General features: G+C 25.7%; 16 protein-coding genes and 1 tRNA gene. 14 read left to right on the forward strand and 3 right to left on the reverse strand.

Annotated features, from left to right (window positions below):
* Nucleotides 1-9: 9 nt before the first annotated feature.
* From parC to rpmG, 4 genes are all read left to right on the forward strand, one after another.
* Nucleotides 10-3129, forward strand: coding sequence for a DNA topoisomerase IV subunit A (gene parC / locus P344_RS02675; protein ID WP_025317359.1), 3120 nt, complete (start codon nt 10-12; stop codon nt 3127-3129).
* An 82-nt stretch (nt 3130-3211) separates the two neighbouring features.
* Nucleotides 3212-4036, forward strand: a complete 825-nt coding sequence (locus P344_RS02680) for an ATP-binding cassette domain-containing protein (RefSeq protein WP_025317360.1) — start codon at nt 3212-3214, stop codon at nt 4034-4036.
* On the forward strand, nt 3981-4766 hold the full coding sequence (locus tag P344_RS02685) for a hypothetical protein (protein WP_025317361.1): 786 nt from the start codon (nt 3981-3983) through the stop codon (nt 4764-4766). Before P344_RS02680 ends, P344_RS02685 begins: the two co-directional genes overlap by 56 nt.
* Nucleotides 4767-4890: 124 nt before the next feature.
* Nucleotides 4891-5040, forward strand: a complete 150-nt coding sequence (gene rpmG / locus P344_RS02690; protein WP_025317362.1) for a 50S ribosomal protein L33 — start codon at nt 4891-4893, stop codon at nt 5038-5040.
* 193 nt (nt 5041-5233) lie between these two features.
* Here rpmG and P344_RS02695 read toward each other — a convergent pair whose 3' ends face one another.
* Nucleotides 5234-6214, reverse strand: a complete 981-nt coding sequence (locus P344_RS02695; protein ID WP_025317363.1) for an IS30 family transposase — start codon at nt 6212-6214, stop codon at nt 5234-5236.
* Nucleotides 6215-6509: 295 nt separating this feature from the next.
* Between P344_RS02695 and P344_RS02700 the strand changes: the two genes are divergently transcribed.
* The 5 genes from P344_RS02700 to P344_RS02720 are packed head-to-tail and all read left to right on the forward strand — an operon-like array spanning nt 6510 to nt 13221.
* Nucleotides 6510-6926, forward strand: a complete 417-nt coding sequence (locus P344_RS02700; RefSeq protein WP_025317364.1) for a hypothetical protein — start codon at nt 6510-6512, stop codon at nt 6924-6926.
* Nucleotides 6919-8379, forward strand: coding sequence for a PBSX family phage terminase large subunit (locus P344_RS02705; protein ID WP_025317365.1), 1461 nt, complete (start codon nt 6919-6921; stop codon nt 8377-8379). The genes P344_RS02700 and P344_RS02705 overlap by 8 nt, the downstream gene beginning before the upstream one ends.
* Nucleotides 8352-8654 carry a hypothetical protein gene (locus tag P344_RS02710; RefSeq protein ID WP_025317366.1) on the forward strand — a complete coding sequence of 101 codons (303 nt, stop codon included), beginning with the start codon at nt 8352-8354 and terminating at the stop codon, nt 8652-8654. The genes P344_RS02705 and P344_RS02710 overlap by 28 nt, the downstream gene beginning before the upstream one ends.
* The gene (locus P344_RS02715) at nt 8647-10035 is read left to right on the forward strand and encodes a hypothetical protein (RefSeq protein ID WP_025317367.1); all 1389 of its coding nucleotides are present in this window, start codon (nt 8647-8649) and stop codon (nt 10033-10035) included. Before P344_RS02710 ends, P344_RS02715 begins: the two co-directional genes overlap by 8 nt.
* A gap of 3 nt (nt 10036-10038) precedes the next feature.
* Complete coding sequence (locus P344_RS02720) at nt 10039-13221, forward strand: hypothetical protein (RefSeq protein WP_025317368.1); 3183 nt, start codon at nt 10039-10041, stop codon at nt 13219-13221.
* Nucleotides 13222-13819: 598 nt separating this feature from the next.
* Here the strand turns inward: P344_RS02720 and P344_RS08080 are convergent.
* Nucleotides 13820-13972, reverse strand: coding sequence for a lipoprotein (locus tag P344_RS08080; protein ID WP_169728227.1), 153 nt, complete (start codon nt 13970-13972; stop codon nt 13820-13822).
* A gap of 68 nt (nt 13973-14040) precedes the next feature.
* Nucleotides 14041-14118, reverse strand: a tRNA-Gln gene (locus P344_RS02725).
* A gap of 419 nt (nt 14119-14537) precedes the next feature.
* Here P344_RS02725 and P344_RS02730 point away from each other — a divergent pair.
* The 5 genes from P344_RS02730 (at nt 14538) to P344_RS02755 (ending at nt 18894) form a co-directional block, all read left to right on the forward strand.
* Nucleotides 14538-14999: a hypothetical protein gene (locus P344_RS02730; protein ID WP_025317369.1), complete on the forward strand. Its 462-nt coding sequence runs from the start codon at nt 14538-14540 to the stop codon at nt 14997-14999.
* A gap of 19 nt (nt 15000-15018) precedes the next feature.
* A complete protein-coding gene (locus tag P344_RS02735) occupies nt 15019-16107 on the forward strand; it encodes a hypothetical protein (protein ID WP_025317370.1) in 1089 nt (362 codons plus the stop codon).
* Nucleotides 16064-16735: a hypothetical protein gene (locus tag P344_RS02740; protein ID WP_156028534.1), complete on the forward strand. Its 672-nt coding sequence runs from the start codon at nt 16064-16066 to the stop codon at nt 16733-16735. The genes P344_RS02735 and P344_RS02740 overlap by 44 nt, the downstream gene beginning before the upstream one ends.
* A gap of 46 nt (nt 16736-16781) precedes the next feature.
* Nucleotides 16782-17195: a hypothetical protein gene (locus P344_RS02745; RefSeq protein WP_025317372.1), complete on the forward strand. Its 414-nt coding sequence runs from the start codon at nt 16782-16784 to the stop codon at nt 17193-17195.
* A 484-nt stretch (nt 17196-17679) separates the two neighbouring features.
* Nucleotides 17680-18894, forward strand: coding sequence for a hypothetical protein (locus P344_RS02755; protein ID WP_025317374.1), 1215 nt, complete (start codon nt 17680-17682; stop codon nt 18892-18894).
* The last annotated feature ends 2 nt before the right edge of the window (nt 18895-18896 follow it).

The following is an 18896-nucleotide window of genomic DNA, read 5'->3' on the forward strand; positions in this document are numbered from 1 at the left end:
AACAGCAAGATGAGTAATCAAAAACAAACAGATAATGAATTAGTTTATACTTTAAATGATATTATGGACGATCGCTTTGCTCGCTATGCCAAATATATTATTCAAGAGCGTGCGTTACCCGATGTTCGGGATGGTTTAAAACCGGTTCAACGAAGAATCCTTTTTGCGATGAATGAACTCCGGCTAACTTTTAATTCAAGTTATAAAAAATCCGCACGGATTGTGGGGGAAGTAATTGGGAAGTATCATCCCCATGGTGATACATCTGTTTATGATGCAATGGTGCGGTTAAGTCAAAGTTGAAAAGTTCGCTATCCGTTAATTGATATGCACGGAAATAATGGGTCAATTGATGGGGACCATGCAGCGGCAATGCGTTATACCGAAACGCGCTTAAGTGAAATTGCCGGGTTTTTATTACAAGATCTTGATAAAGAAACAGTATTATTTGCCCCAAACTTTGATGACTCGGAAACAGAACCAACTATTTTACCAGCCATGTTCCCTAACTTATTAATTAATGGTGCTACAGGAATTGCTGCTGGATATGCAACAAATATTCCCCCTCATAATTTGCAAGAGGTTATTAATGTAACCATTCATCGGATTAAAAATCCCGATAGTAAGTTAAACGAATTAACAAAATATATTAAGGGTCCTGATTTTCCTACCGGAGGAATTATTCAAGGAAAAACGGGAATTCTTGATGCTTATCGCACCGGACGGGGAAAAATTATTATTCGCAGTAAAATTGAAAACGAAGATAATAATATTGTGATTACTGAAATTCCTTATGAAGTTGTTAAACAAGATTTAGTTAAAAAAATTGATGACATTAAATATAATGAGCCAGGATTAAATATTAAAGAAGTTCGGGATGAAACTGACCGTACGGGTTTACGAATTGTGGTGGAATTATCAAAACAAGCCAATTATGATACTGTTCGCAAGTATTTACTAAAAAATACTAATTTACAAGTATCCTATAATTTTAACGTGGTTGCGATTGCTAATAAACAACCAAAATTATTAGGCTTAAAAGAATTAATTGATTATTATATTGCCCACCAAAAAGAAGTTATTACCAATCGAAGTAAATTTGAATTAGCAAAAGCACAAAAACGAGAAGAAATTGTTGAAGGACTAATTAAGGCGGTTAGTATTTTAGATGAAATAATTGCCATTATTCGTCATTCCAAAGATCGCACGGATGCGATTAATAATTTATGTACTAAATTTAAATTTACCCAAGTTCAAGCCGAAGCAATTGTCCAATTAAGATTGTATCGGTTAACTTCAACTGATATTTTACAATTACAAAAAGAACAACAAGAGTTAGCTAATTTAATTAAGAACTTACAAGTAATTTTAGCACAAGAAGAAAAATTATTAGCTGTCATTGTTGAACAATTAGAATTAATTAAAAATAAATTTCCTTCTCCTCGTAAAAGTGTCATTGAAAATGATATTGAATTAATTGAAATTGAAAAAACAGAGACTATTATTGAAAAAGATGTTAATATCTGAGTTTCGCGAGATGGTTATTTAAAATCGTTAGATAATAGTCAAATAGCAAAAATAACAGCGAATGAATTTAACCGCAAACCATTAGATTTATGAGTTGCTAATTTTTCAGCGAACACATTAGATAAAATATTATTAATTACTTCAAAGGGGAATTATGTAATTATTCCCGTTTATAAAATTAAAATGTCAAAAATCAAAGATATTGGTGAACATGTTAACACCATTTCCGAATTACCAGGAGAAGAAAAAATTATTGCTAGTTATTTATTAGATAGTTTTAATAAACCTAACGTGGCAATTATGATCGCTACTAAAAATGGGATGATTAAAAAAGTTTCCGTGCCTGATTTTGAAGCAACTAGAATTAGTAAAGCGATAAAAGCAATTAACCTGAAAGCTGATGATGAAGTAGTTGCCAGCCAACTAGTTAAAGACGAACAATATGTTAGTATTTTTACCAAAAATGGTTTTGTAGTTAAATATAAACAACAAGAAATTCCAAGTCTTGGCTTACGTACCAGTGGGGTTAAATCAATTAACCTAAAAGAGGATGAAGTGGTCGGCGCTGGTTATGGTCAAAAAGAAAACCTTATCTTTATTACTGACCAAAATATGGTTAAAAAAATTGCTTTAAAAGAACTGCCCGTTTCAACGCGCCCTATTAAGGGAACACGGTTATTTAAATTAAATAAAAAACTGGACCAGTTAATTAAATGAGGATTTATTATTAATAAAAAAGAAACATTAAATATTTTACATCCAAATGATAAAATTGAAATGTTTAATGTTGACAAGATTGCGTTGCAAGAGTTAGATGCTCCTCTTGAAACTTTGGGAATTGAAAATATTGATGAGATTACGATTCCTAAATATTATAATTTAAAAGAACTTCCAACTAGTGAAACACCTCCAACTAATGATAATTCGAATTCTGTTGCCAAGGATCCTGCGGTTATTAAAGTAATAAAAAAACCAAACGCAGCGCCAACAAGAAAAGGCGCTGCTAAATCAACAAAGATTAAGGCAAAACAACAAAAACAAAAATTATCCGCAAAGTCAAAACCACAAGAAGCTCCGGTAATTTCATCTTCTGCAGTTCAACAACCAGTAGAAAAAATAGCAATTAGTAAAACTGGAACCACCCAGTCTAATTCACCAACTTCCCAACCAAGTGAGAATAGCGAAATCAACACGGATGTTTCTAAATCGCTTTCAACTAATAATAAAACTTCAAAAGAAAGTACCAAGGTTATGAAACCAACCCAATCTCCTGAATTAATTAATAAAAAAAGCCTAGCGGAAAAAAAGAATCCCACGGAAGTAAAAAATATAAAACCAGAGCAACAACCTAACAATGCTGGTTCTTCTACTCCTAAAGTAGATATTCGTCAAGCAAAAACAACGGTTGAATTATTGATTGAACAAAAACAACAAAAAGTTAGTTCTGGTGGATCAACACCAGAAATGACAACAGGAGAATTTCAAGCTCAACCAAATGAAAAAGTTGATAAAAATAAGTTTAAACATGATTTAGCTGTCGAAGAAACAAAGGAATTACAAATTAATATTAATGACATTTTAAAAAATAATGATGATCAATAAAAACAGGGAAATCATAATTTCCCTGCTCTTTTTATTTAATATGATGATAAAATGTAAGTAAATTATAATAAGGAGGACCAATATGGCAGATATTAATAACCAACAATTAACAGATGAGATTTTAGTGCAAGCATTTGACTTAACAAAATCATATCGTCATCAAGAAGTGCTCCACCATATTAATTTAACCGTTAAACGTGGTGATCGCATTGGTATTGTTGGTCCTAATGGTACCGGAAAAACAACGCTCTGTGAAATTTTAGCGCAGTTGCGAAAACCAAGTAGTGGTGAGGTGAACAAACCATTTGGAATTCGCATTGGAATGCAACTTCAAGAATCACGCTATCCAAAGGGTATCACTGGTTTTGATCTGATGAATCTTTATTTAAAAGCTTATAAGATTCCAATTAATCCAAAAGAAATTTACCAGATTTTATTAGCTTTACAAATTGAAAAAATTATTAATAAAGATATTACTAAGTTATCGGGTGGGCAACAACAAAAAATTAATATTTTATTGGCACTCATTGTTAATCCTGATTTAATTATTTTAGATGAGTTAGCGACCGGGTTAGATTTAGAAATTAAAGAAACAATTTATAATTTAATTAATGATTTTCTCACAGAACCTCAGAAGGGACTTTTGTTAATTTCCCATAATATGGAAGAGATTGAACAATTTTGTAAAACATTAATTTTTATGGTTAATGGTAAAATAATTAATACCATTGATGTTGCCACGGTGGTGGCTGAATATGGCAGTGTTGAAAAATATGTAAAAGCAAAATTTAAAGAATATCAAATTGGCTGTTATAATCAAAATTATGCGAGCTACCAGGAAGGATTCCGCAATGAAAAATGAGCAAAAAGTTGAACAAAATACATTGATAAAGAAAAAGATAAATAAGTCCCTTGTAACAGAAAATGTTAATATTTTTGCGCTTTATTTTTTCTTTCTAAATTATCTAAAACGACAAAAAATTGTTTTTGTTATTGCGGTGATTTTAATTCCGATTGGGATTACTCTGGATGCCATTTTAAATAACCCCCGGATTTCCGCAGGATCAATTAGTTTAGGAATTGGGATTTCCTTTATTGCCACCACTGCTAGTTGCTCGATGTATATGATGCTCGGATTTTTAATTGATTTAAAAGTTTCAATTGTTTACAAGCGAATTGGCTTGTTAGGGATTAAACCCCTTGGTTTTATTCTAATGGCAAGTTTATATTGTATAACCCTTGTTGTAGTTTCGGACATCCTTGTCTTAATAACTAGTTTAATCACGGTTGGCGCGCTTGGCTTTGATTTTAGTTTAATTTATGACCTAACTTTATTATTATTCTTTATTGTTTCGATTTTTACAGTGTTTTGTGTAATGGGAATCTTACTGTTAACACTGGTTTTAATTAATTCGCGTACAATTCAGTCCTTAGTAACGGGGATTTTAAGTGTTATTTTTATTGGGGGTTCCTTTGCGGTAGCCTCATGAATTCCACTCTTATTTGGGCATAATTACCAACAAATCTTTACAAGTTCATTAGGAATTGGGATCTTTTTTATCATTATTATTAGTTTATCAATTATTGGACTTATCTTTTATTATTTAACACTGTGACTATTTAAATGAGATAATTAATTGGTCCTGTTATTTACGAAAAAACTTAAAATTACTATGTTATTTTTTAAATATTTTTGTTATTATATATATGTTGTAAAATGACAAGTAAATTATTATATTCAGAAATGAGGTTAAATTAAAAATGCGTGAAGGAATAATTTTACGTTGCGATCAGTGTAAAGAAGAAAACTACATTGCGAAACGTGATAAGAAAAGACATCAAGAAAAACTAGAACTTAAAAAATATTGTTCGTGTTGTAATGCTCATACATTACACAAAGAAAAAAAATAGACCTTTTCTTTAAGGTCTTTTTTTATTTAATATATTATGTAAATCCAAGTAGGACAAGTCTAACTCTTATTAATTTGATAATAACACTCTTTTTAAAAAATGCAACTATTTTTTTTAAAAAATAAATTATTTGTAAATTTACCGTAATTTTAGCACACTAAAAAATAATTTATTAAATTTTACACACATAAACTTATCTAAAATTCTGTAAAAATATCTCTTTTGCACTTATTCAATTTAAACAAGGCCTTAATTTTGCATTTATAACATTAACTATTCAATCTATTTTTTGTTGAGAAATATAGTTAAAATCAGTTCCTTTTGGCAATCAATGTCTAAATTCACGATTAATTCTTTCAATTAATGGTTTTTGTTTTGGTGAACCAGGGTCACAAAAATAAACTTGTGTATCAGCAAATATTTCTATTTCTCTTCATTTACTAAATTCTTTTCCTCTATCTGTTATTATTCCCTTAATTTTACCGATTAAATTATTTACTCTAACAATATCTTTAAACTTTTCTATAACTTCACTAGCACTTATTTTTTTTAATTTAATAGCAAAATAATTCTTACTATTTTGTTCTACTAAAACTAAAACAGCAGATTGATGATTTTCACCAATTACAGTGTCCATTTCAAATCAACCAACATTAGAAACTTTATTTTTAATATCTCATATTGACCTAAAATTATCTAATTTATCCCGATTGTCAGTTCTTTTCTTTGTTCTATTTTTTTTTCCATGATTAGGTAAATTTTCTTTTAATAAATTAAATACTCCTAAATAAATTCATTTATACAATGTTTTAAGACAAACAGGAAATTTAACACCAAATTTTTTTTCATATCTTTTAATAATTTCTACGGGTGAATTATGATATTTATTAAATCTAAGATTTAACCATTCTAATTTATTTTTTGATAATTTAGATGGTTTTTTAATAGATTTTTTTCTTTTCTTTTTATAATCATAATGTGCTTTTTCAGGATTATATTCTTCTTGTAATCTTTTAACCTCTAATCTAATTGTATTACGACTTTTATTCATTACTTTTCCTATTTTAGAATAATTAAGTGTACCATTTTTCTTTTTAAATCTTTCTAATACTAAATGTTCTTTTAAATCATATCTTTCATCAAGACTAAAATGTTTATATTTTTTCTTTTTCATTTATCTAACCCTTTCTTATAAATATTTATACATTAAAATTAAAATTTTGTTGACATTTTATAAAAAGATGTTAGAATTGTGATGTAATTTAATACAAGTATGATTTTCTAACTCTTAATTACTTGTTTAAAAAATTACTAAAATAGAGACTTGAAAAAGTCTTTTTTTTTATTTTTTGTAATATAATGTAAAAAAGAACTCTTTTAAGTTCTTTCAAATTTTATACCTGCACACAATATATTTAATCATATTATTATATCGATTACAATTTTATTGTGTAAAAAGGAGTAAAAAAATGAAAGAATTTAATCCAACAACAGCAAGTTTACGAACATTTTATCGTAAAATAGAAGAATTTTGGCAAAATAAACCACCTAATAAACCATATACTTTGAATGATTTAATCAATGAATTCAACCTTTCTAACAGATGAAGATATGAAACTTACAAGAGCGAAAAGATAGTTCCTTTACTTAAAAAGCAAGTTGATAAAATTGAAAGTGAAATAATTAATTATATGATGAAAACTCCTGATGGTGCTAAATTATATTGGCAGCGAGCATTTAATTATAAATATTCATTACAAGAAAAACAGTTGGAACAAGAATTAAACTTAAATCAACAACAGCCAATAATTGTTAATCTACAAACTGATATTAGAGATATTAAAAAATATAATAATAATAATAATGAGGGAAATAATAATGCTTAATCATTTTACTTATTTATTAGAAATTCCTTATTGGTTATTGCAAAATAGTAGTATTGGTTATAAATATCCATTTGCTAAGAAATTTGAATTAGTTAATGAAATTAATCAGATTGGTACACGATATAGTGGTAAGACTTTATCAAATTTAGAAATGTTTGCTGAATTAATAAAAATATCAATGTTAATAAATGAACCTGTTTTTATTTTTGCTAGTATGAAAATGAATAAAAATGTTAGAAAAAGTATTTTTACAAATATTTATAATACATTAGAAAAACATAATATTCCTTTTACTGTTAATTTAAGTAACCATTCTTTTAAATTTTCAAATGGTAGTGAAATAGTATGTTATGGCTTACATTCAACTACTAAAAGAGAAAAATTAAAAGCCTTTTCTGACTTAAATAAATATAAGTTAGTAATTGATTGGCGTGAAGAATGTGACCAATATGACCAAAAAGATTTAAGTGATATTTCATTTGCTTTAAGAGGTTATAAACATAAAGTAGTTATAAACACATGTAATCCTGAAAGTTTAAAAAGATATATTGTTGGTTATTGTAATCAATTATTACCTTTTAATGAAGAAATAATGCTTAGTAAATTGGAACAAATTGCTTATATTGAAAAATGAAATATGAAAATTATTATTCATTATTCTAGTTGAAGATTAAATAATTTATTACCACAAGACCAAGTTAATGAACAATTAAGATTAGAACAATTAGATATTGAAAGAGCAAGAGTATGAAGTTGAGGTTTACCTGGTAATACTAGTGGTTCAATCTTTGCAAGATATATTGATATTATGCAAGCAACAGATATTATTCAACCAACTAAATTATTAGGTGGTGTTGATATTGCTAATGCGACAAGTCCTAAGGGACATACTACAGCTGCAAGCTTTTGATTATTTAATAATTTTGATAAAAAATCATATAAAGTTGCTGAATATACACATTCAAATGCAACTCAACAATTTAAAACTGAATTAGATCAAGTACATGATATTTTAGATTTTTATAATAATCAGTTAAATAAATATTATATATTAATTCAACAAGGTATTAATATTCAAGTTGATGATAGTGCTTATTCAACATTACAAAGTTTACAAAGAGAAAAACAAAAATATCAATTTGGTCAATTTATGCATTTCCAACCAGCACAAAAACAAAAATTTAAAATTAGACATCGTATTGAAGCATTTACGATGTTAATTAATACTAATCAATTAAAATGATTATGAGAAAAATGTCCTGTAAGTAAATTTCAATATGAATTAATTCAATGAGAAGATAAACCAGATGCCAGAGAAGAAAGAATGCTTGATTTATATGATGATACATTTGATAGTGATTTTTATGCATTACATTTTGAATTAGTAAATATGGTTAAACATAATAGTTCAGCAGATTATAAATTATGAAAAGAAAGAGAGTGAATGACTTAATGAAAAAAGATATATATGTAGTTGATGATGAAAGAGTTATTAATGCAAAAAGACCTTATATGTCAGTTTGTGGCAAAGTTAAAAAAAGATTTTGTAAAGATTTAAAGAAAGATAATATTGCAATATGTAAATTAAATTTATTTAATGAATATATTAAGAAATATCAAAAAATTAAAGTTTGTATTAAAGTATTAGCTAATGAACATACTTTATTAACTGTTAAAGTAATTAATTATGAATTAATACTTAAAATAAAGGAGCAAAATAATGATTAGTTTACCAAATTTACCAAATTTAAATGATGTTAATAGTGTATTAAAATTTTATAATTATGAATGAACAATTAATTTAGCAAATATTATTGCTCGTCATCAAATGCGATTAGTTAATGGGAAGACTATTTTATTTAATTCACATGATAAAACAATATTAGATAAATTAAATTGATGGTATGAAACATATAAAATTAAAGAGAAATTAGATAAAAATGAAATTACAGCTAGTTTAATGGGTAAAACTATTTTTGGTTTATTAGAAACAGATGATGGAAATATTGATTTATGAATTAATCCATTTAATTTTACTTCCAGAGTTTCTAAAATTAATGAAATTGAACAAGGCGCTGATATTTGATTAAATTATCATCAATCAGATAGTGGTTTTATTTTAAATTTAATTTGTACGAAAGATAAAATAGTTATTAAAGGTTGACCTAAAAATAATGAAGTAATTGTTGGACAAAGTAAAACTGAAATAGCAGATAATGTTAAACCAGTGTTAGTACAACAATTTAAAAATAAATTGGGTATAGTTCCTTTTTGAGAAATGATTAATGAACCTAATCCTATGTTTTTATCAACTTCAACAACTTTAAATCCATGACCTACTATGGCAAATTGTTATAAATTACAATATGATTTAGAAGATAGTTTTATTATTAAATCAAAAGAAAGATGAGCTAATCGTACTCACTGATATGGTATATTAGATAATAGTTTGATTGATGCTTATAACAAGGGTAATAAGAATGTTTATCAAAGTATTTTTGATGATATTTTTATTCAATCTGGACAAACGGTGGTTGATGGGCAATTATCACAATCATTACAAGTTGTACAAGGTACTCCAACATTAGAGACATATACACAAGATCAAAAAAATATAATTGAACAAGTTTATATTGCATGTCATTTTTCAAGTCCTTTTGGTGATAAATCAGATAGTGAACAAAATAAAACACAATCATTATTAACAAAAACAAAAGATTTAGAAAAACAATCTTATTTACAATCATATCGTAAATCATATTATACAAAAGTATTTGATGCTGTTTTAAAATTTTATGGTTTATGAGATGGAACTGGTGAAAGACCATATAGTTGAGATTTTATAAGTGCAAGTTTAGTAGATCAAATGCGAGAAAATGAAATTATTACTGCTAGATTAGATAATGGTACATTAGAACCAGTTAGAGCAATTAGTTGGTATGATAAATTAAATGAATTGGAAGCAACTAAGTATTATGAAAAAGTGGAAGAATGACAAGATAAAATGCAGACAAAAGAAATAGAACATAATAATAAATTAATGGAATATGATGAAACTGGTAATAATAAAAACGCTTTACAGGGTAGAACAGAAATTAAGGAGAATTAACAAATGGGTAGAATTAATCCTGCAATGATCGAAGAATTAAGAAGACAAGCACATGATACTTTAATAGATATTAGAGAAAATTTAAAAGATAATCGCCATTGAATGGTATTTCCATTCAATGTTTATACTTCATATATTCCTGATACAGAAACTGGTTGAAAACCAAATAATTCTAAACCAAGTGATTATGGTAGTTATTCACGAATTTTTGATAATATGGAAAGTACTATTGCTCAATGACAAGAATCTTTAAAAATAGTACAAAAATATAAAGGTGAAGAAATTAAACTATTAACTGCTGATAATTTTAAAAATCAACCTATTAATTCAACAGTATGAGCAAATAATGAAACTGCTTTTGCTATGAAATTAAAAGATGAAAATAATAATATGTATTGAAAAATATTTGATGGTTCAAATATTTATGATATTAATGAAATGCTTAAATTTTTAGATCAATATGAATTAAGTTATTTTATTAATAATGATAATAAAGCTGATAATTTTTATACCAAAGAAGTTAAAGTTGGTAAATATTGAGATGCTTATATAATTGATGACACAAGTTATATTCAATTTGGAGAAGCTAAATTTGAGCAGATTTTTACTCAGCAATCAACAGAACGGCAATATACTTTATTAATTTTAGATGAAGATATTAATAGATTAAATATTAATGATTATTATAATTTTTATGTTGTATTTAATGATCATGGTTTAAATATTGGTGGTGGTGATGTTAATTCGATTCCCCAAGATAGACAATGATTATATCCATCAAATGTAATTAATTATTATTCACCATGAGATGGTAGTTTTTTATGACAACAAATTACTTTTTCAAGTATTAATGACAAAATTAGTAATAGTGGTTTAGCAATTAGACAATTTATTCAAACAAGTGCGCCTGGTGAAGGTTATACTTTCCCTAAAATTACTTATGATAAAAAATTAAATAAAGGTATTGTTGAATTAGACCCTATTTTATTACAAGATGTAGGAGTTCTTGCTATGTCTGTTAAATTTTATGGTAACCCGGTTTTATTCGATGTTCCAGTAATTGGAAGACCAATTATTAAAGGTAAGTTTAATGAAAAAGTAATGAATTCAAGAGATTTATTAATGTATAACATGTATCCTGCTTCACCTGATAAGATAAATACTTATGTTTCACCGGATGTTAGTTGATATAATGTCCAAGGAATTCAACCAACCATGATAACGGGTTATAAAGATTGAAAAGGAGATATGGAGTCAAGGTATGACTTTTGAAGTCAAAAAAATAGTGAGGGTATTGTTATTACTGACCCTACAAATACAGCTGCAAGTAATAGTGGTGTTGGTAGAAATATTTATGCTGAAAATGCAGATTCTAAATTTTATTGGTCTAAAAATTGAAAAATAACTCCACCAAAAAAATTAAAAGTAAATAATGGATCTGTTGATAATATTCTTAGTACGCAAGCTTCATCATATTTTAGAAGAAGAGATAATTTTGGTAATACTGTTGGTATTGTTCGCTTTGAATATAATAAAATGGGTGAATGTAATGTTTGAGATATTTTAAATATTAATAATTTTATTAATCGCCAAATTACAGTTTTACCATTAAACTATACTCAAAAATTAGTTTTTAATCCATTTACTATTCCGGGTGGAGTTGGTAAATTCTTAAATTTTATTTCATTTGGAATCCCATGAGGATGAGTAATTAATCAAGATGAAACAACTTGACCTAATTTTCAATGACTTAATGGTTTTATGAGTTCAACTATATATAGCTTTTATAATGATGCATTTTGGAGTGAAAATGCTAAGGGTAATGGTTATTTACCTTTTGAAATATTTAGAGAACAAGGAAATGATAAAGTTGGTGCTATATTTGGTGCAAATGCTACAAGTATGGGGTTTACTACTTTATTAACAGATAAATTAAAAGGAACTGTTTTAACAAGTGATGGAAAACCAACAGAAGAATTAGTATATTCAACATATAATTTAAAACAATTAAATGAAAAAACTAATAGAGTTTACTTAATTAATGAAAATACAAAAGCAGTTGATGCTCAGACACCAGTTAGTGATAGTGAAAAAGATAATGATTTACAATTTTTACAAACACCGAATGGAACAGGTTGTAGTTATATAATTGATATGTTTTCTATTCAAGCTTTGTATAAAGGTAATTTTGAAATTATCTTTTATGCTGATAATCCATATACGAATAATGAAGAAGATTATTTGCGATTATCTGTATGGAGTTTTCGTGGTAAAACAAAAAGTTATTTGAATAATTATTTACGGGATATGACAACTAATTATAAAACTAGTTTCTTAATCCCCCATGATTATGAAATACCAACATTTGATTACCCTAAATATGTTCTCCCACCAATTCCATATAACTATAAACCATATACTAAAACATTATTTTATGGAAATACTAGACATCCTTTCTATACTAATTTTGTTGCACCAGCACAATGTATTCAAACTACTAATTTTTTCCAAGATGAAATTTTTAATGGTTATTATGAAGTAGAAGTTGATTTAAAACAAATTGATCCTACAATTCAAAGTATCGATAAATTTATTGCTTCTTATAAAACAATAGAAATAACAAACCTTAATAATTTACAAGTTAATTGTAAGATGCCGAATATAGAGGATTTTATACCAAATAGAAATATTACTTTAAGGGGTGGGGTTTATGGCTGTGATAATAATTTAGGATTGTTATCAGATGCTACCTTAACTTCTATTGGAAAAGAACAAATTGATAATGTTAATTTTGAAAATAAAATTACATTATATACTGATAATATTAAAGTTAATGATATTCAAACATTTTCAACTGCAAATACAACTGAACCAGCTAAAAATGTTTCTTTCAATGAGTACACATTATCTGTTTCAAGGATGTTATTTACTGTTCTAATAACTGAGACTACAACTTGAGAAAGTAAAAAAGTAAGAGAAATATATTTACAGGCTTATTATACAAATGATATGAAGTTAAAAATAAGAATATCAAAAGCAATGAAACCATTATTTCTACCTCAAAGCCCATCTAATTGAAAATATTTTGGTAATGATAAAAATATACAAATTAAAACATCAGACATTTCAGTAAATTTCTTAAATAATAGTTCAGATAATATTGATATAAATATATTGCCAAGATAAAAAGAGAAATTAATCCTCTTTTTTAAATTTTTTATCTATTTCTAAATAATTTTTTACAATGTTGTAAATTTCTTTATATTTTATTGGGAAACTATTATTATATGATTTTGTTATAGTAGGATATTTTTTTTCGGTTACCCATAATACATTACCACACTTCTCTTTTTAAATTAATATAATTATTCTCATTTTTTCATATATATTCTTCATGATTTAATTTTTTTAAATTATCTTTAATTTCTTTTTCAACAACTCCATTAATTTCATTATTTTTTTTTGCAGTTATAACTAAAAATACTATGATTATTATTATTAATTAAAAAATAGTACAAGGAACAATAATAATTCATGGATAACTAATATACTTTTACTCCTTTTTAGTATTTATTCCTTAATAATATTTCCATTTGTTTTATCAATATTTGGGACAAATGGTGTATCAGTTTCACTTGTTCAAATATATACTTTTCAATTAGGTTCTAAAACAAAATTATTTAATTTAGGTGTATCCTTAGCTATTATTGATCCATGTCAACTATTATTTGGACTTAATACATTATTACTTATTACTAAATAAGTTTTACCATCATAATTTTTTCTAAAAAAATTGTTGATCTACATCTGTTCCTTTTCACTGTTTATATAAGTGGTTATTATGTAATACTTTGTTATCTCTGTTACATGCAACTAAATTTGTTGAACTAGTACCTATTAATGTGATTGCAGCAATAATACTTAATAATCTTTTCATTTCAATTAATCCTCTTTTCTATTTAATTAAATTATAATATATATTAATTACTTAAACAAATAAAAAAATGGTTGGAAAGACAAGGATTTGAACCCGCAACCCCTCCGCCCAAAACGGAGTGCTCTACCAAATTGAGGCACTTTCCAATGTACTAAAAATTATAACATTTTTATATTAAAATAAGCGATTTAAGGCTTAAATTAGACATTTTTTTATTAGTTTAGTATATTAATACTAAAAGTATAATATTTGTAAACTATATGATATTATTTTAGTTAAATAAAAAAGTAGAGTAAGCTGGACTAATCCACTGAGCCTATTACTTTTAAAAAAGGGACTTACTCTACTTTTATTAATTTAATTATAACACTTTTATATTATTTGTTTAGTATTTGTATATTTTATATATTGTATTATTAAACTATTTAGTTATAATAACATTGTATATATATTACATGGTTTAATCTTTTACAAAAAAGCGTTATTTGGTTTATGCTTTCCACCTTAAAAAGAGTTTAGCTGATTTGTTAATCGAACAAGAATAAAAAAAGAGAGGATTTTAAAAATGGCATTTACAAGAGAAAAATTAATTAAACAAGGATTAAGTGAAGAACAATCAGATATGATTATTTCACAATTCAATAATGAAGCAAAACAAATTAGAGAAAGTTTACAAAAACGAGAAGATGTTGTATCAAGAGAAGAATATTTAAAATTATCTAGTGAATTAGATGAATTAAAAGCATTTAAAGATATTCCATCTACTAAAATTGAAGATATTAAAACTAATTTAGATAAAGTGAATGGTAATTCTTTAACAGAAAAAGTTAATACTTTAAAAGAATTAAAACCTGATTTATTTATTGAAGAACAACAATTAATTTCACCAACTAATATTATTAAAGAATTTATTGAGAAATCACATGATAATAAAGAAGATGAAATTGAAAAATTAAAAGAAAAAGGTGCTTATACACCTGATGAAATAAAAAAAATATCTGAATATACACTTAAAACCCTTAAATAAATAAGGAAGGAAGATATATATGGCAACTATTAACTTGCCACAAGTACCTTTTACATTAGAAGGTAATAAACAAGATCAAAAAGCATATGTTGATATGGTTAATGCATTATTGCGTGGACCTTTATATAACGAATATGCAAGTATTTTTCAATATGCAACTGCTACTGCAGAACAAGTAGCATGATTACCTAATGCTGGTCAAGCATTATATAATTTAACTCATCGTGTTGTATGACAAGATGATTATAGTTTACCAAATGGTGGAACAACTCAAACAATGGGATTAACAAGAATTCCAGTACCAATTGATAAACGATTTAATTTAAAACTTATGAATGAAGCATTTGATTTAGCAATGATTGAAGCAAATATTAAAAATGGAATGATTGCTAATGCTATTTCAAGTGTTGTCCAAAATAAATTTGTTAATTTAGAATGTGAATTAATTCAAGCAATTTATGATTATTGTTTAGCAGATGGACAATATGAAGTTATGCCTTTGCGTAGTTATAATTCAGATAATGCTGATGATGCAAATAAAGTATTTTTTAAATTAAATGAAAGTATTATTGATACTACAAATCAAATTAGTAATTTATATTTTGGTTTATCTACTGAAAAAATGTTTTTAGTTTTAGGACGAAGAGCATATTTAGGTTTAACACCTGCTTATTTAAAAGTAATTGGTTCACAAGCACAATTAAAAGCAATGGTTAATGGTGAATTATATGAAAATACTGCAATGGGTATTCCAGTAACTAAAAGTTTTAATTTAGAAAAAGCATATACTAAAGGTCAAGTTAACCGTGATAGAGGTTATAATTTTATTAACTTAAATGGTATTATTATGAATAAACAAGTATGAGCATATCCAATTAATATGGATACTATTCAACAAGTTTTAGATAATGATACTGCTAACCCTAAATGAATTGGTAAAGTACAATATGCTACACCAACAATTTTATATCCAAAAACATGTAAAATTATTTTAGAAAAACAACCAACACAAGATGAAATTACACAAGCATATAACAACTTAAATAAAACTTATCGTGTTCCTATTGATTATGTTATTCCATCACCCACACCCAGGACCATCCGTTAGGAAAATAAATATAAGTAATATTGTTAAGCCGACAGTATCGCAAAATGATTTTATTATGAATGTTTTAGACCCTAAAACAGCAACTAAAAATGAAATAAGTAATGTTTATAAAAAATCTGTTTTATCAGAAATTAAAAAAATTAATGATAGTTTAACAGAAAATGATTTTGAAATAAACCCTTATTTTGATGGTAAAAATGATATTAATTTAATTGGTAATAGTAATAATTTTATTTTAAATATTAAAGGAAAAAATAATGCTGAGGGAGAAAAAATATTTAATATACATTTAAATAAATTTAATCTGCAAAATTTAAGTGATGTAATTAATGATGATGTTGATGATCCAACAGAATTTAAAGTTAAAGACCCTAAAAATGTAGTAAAAGATGAAATAATTAATGCATTACAACCTCAAATTATAAAAAGTGTTGATGATGATTTAAAAGAAACTATAAAAGATAGTGATTATGAAGTTATCATTAAAAAACCAGATTTTAATACACAAGCAAGATATGATATATCAGTACCAACTGAGGTTATAATTTCTTTAAATGGTAAAAATTGGTTAGTAGGTAACTCAACAAATGATATTCATATTCAAATGCCAAGTGCTACAAAAAAGTAAATAAAGACTATCAAGTTAAATTAATGATATAGGTTTAAAAATAATTATGAATTTATTAATTTTACGAATTATAACTTTTTTAGTAGAAAATATAGAGAATCAAGAAATAGTAAGTAAATTTACTACTTTAATTAATAAAGCAAGATCTTACTATTCTAATCCTCTTCAAAAAGTATCTAGTAAAGTTGAAGATATTTATCAATGATTAAATCCATTAACATATGTTAATTTAATTAAAAAAGGTCATCAAAAACAAATACAACAAATATTAAATGAATTAGAAAAAGAAAATAATCTTAAAAATAAAAAACAATTTGAAAATGAAAATTATATTAATACAAGTTGACAATCTTTAAATAGTAGTTGGCTTGATAGTGGTCTGTTTAATATTACAAATAAATTAACTTTAACAGGTAATTTAATATTATTAATTTATACAAAAAAAGCAAAAAAATCCTAAATGATATGGACCTTATGTATATACTGGTGTCCCAGTTGAAGTATGAAAAGTATTAAGTAGTGCTGTATCAAATGCAGGAACATTATTTTGAAGATATTGATTAAGAAAATGATTACCTAGTCATTTAAGAAAATATATTAAAAGTCGATTACCACGAGAATTAAAGGAAAAATATCCTAAGGGATCAACTAAATTAACAATTGAAACTACTAAAAAATTAAATAAAATTAAAAACTTTATTTATGATTTACAAAAAGGTTATTTTAACTTTAATTTTCAAGGTGAAATTAATATTAAATCATGATATCAAGAGCGTAGAAATGTTGTTAAAAATATTAAAAGTTCTTATATTAAACCAGTTAATAATTTTTTTTATCAAGCTAATAAAACTGTTCAAAATGCTAAAAAAGTACAAAGAAAATTTAATTATTATAAACCAGTTAATTTTAAAAATAGATATAAAACAAAATAAGAGGTGTATTACATGGAAAATAATTTATTATTTATAACAGTTGAAGATGTTAAAAAAAGTCCCCTATGACAACCTATTAATGATCGTAAGCAATCTACTTATAATGATAATTTAATTTATAATTCTATTTTAAAAACTAGTTTATGAATTGATAGATTAGCTGGTGCAACAGTTTCAGAAAAAATTAATAAACAAGATTTATTTCCATGAGTTAAAAAAGATGGAACTGGTTTAATTGATTATAATAGATGATTAAATTATATTCAATCTGCTTGTTTATTAGCTGTTATTAATTGATATTTGCCAAAAGGTGTAGATGATTTAAGGGGGAGTGCTAGTATATCGCAAGGTGGTGTTGCATATTCACAAACTAATGATCCAGAAGCTAATGAAAATATTACTAAGGATGTTAAAAATGCTTTAAAATTAGCTGGTGAAATAATTGATACTACTTCTGCTAAAACATTTACTCGCCCATATAATTATGTTTTAGATAATTATGCTCATCCATGAGAAGAAAAATATAAGCATATATCTAAAAAAACATTTTATCCAACATTATTATTTTGATTAAAAAATCGTTTATTTAGTGATAATAGTATTAATATTAGTTATTCTACAAAAAATGATTTTAGTAAAATTGATTATAATGAGTATATTAAATTAGTTGTTCCCTTTGATAATAATACAATTTATTATGATAATGGTTTATGAAAAGCAAAACTAGGAAATATTCCTGATAATGTAATTACAGATGAAATGTTTAATAAAGATTATATTGATAAATCTGATAGTAAATATATAGTTAAAAATGCTTTATTAACAGTTAATAATGAAACAAAAAATATTAATGATTTTATATTAGATTTACAAAATAAAATTATAAGTCTTAATCAAGAAATTAATAATATGAAATGAGAAGTTGTAGATACTAGTGATTTTGCACCTGATATCCGCGGAACTTATCAAATTAAAAATTTCGATAAAATAAATTATGAATATCGTGTATTTGTTAGTTTAACTGGACCCTATAATTCTCGTTTGGGCTCAGTAGCAAGTTATAAAAATTTTAAAGGTATTATATCAAATGTTTCTATTGAATTATTACCAAAGCCAAGTTATATAGCATTACTACTTAATTATAAAGGAAAAGTTTATAATCAAAATCAAGATGGTATACCGCAAAATTTACATTCTATTCATGTGGAAAGAAAAAAAGTAAGTTAAAA

Origin of the sequence: Spiroplasma mirum ATCC 29335 (assembly GCF_000565195.1) — a bacterium.
In the GTDB taxonomy this organism is placed as follows: Bacteria; Bacillota_I; Bacilli_A; order Mycoplasmatales; family Mycoplasmataceae; genus Spiroplasma; species Spiroplasma mirum.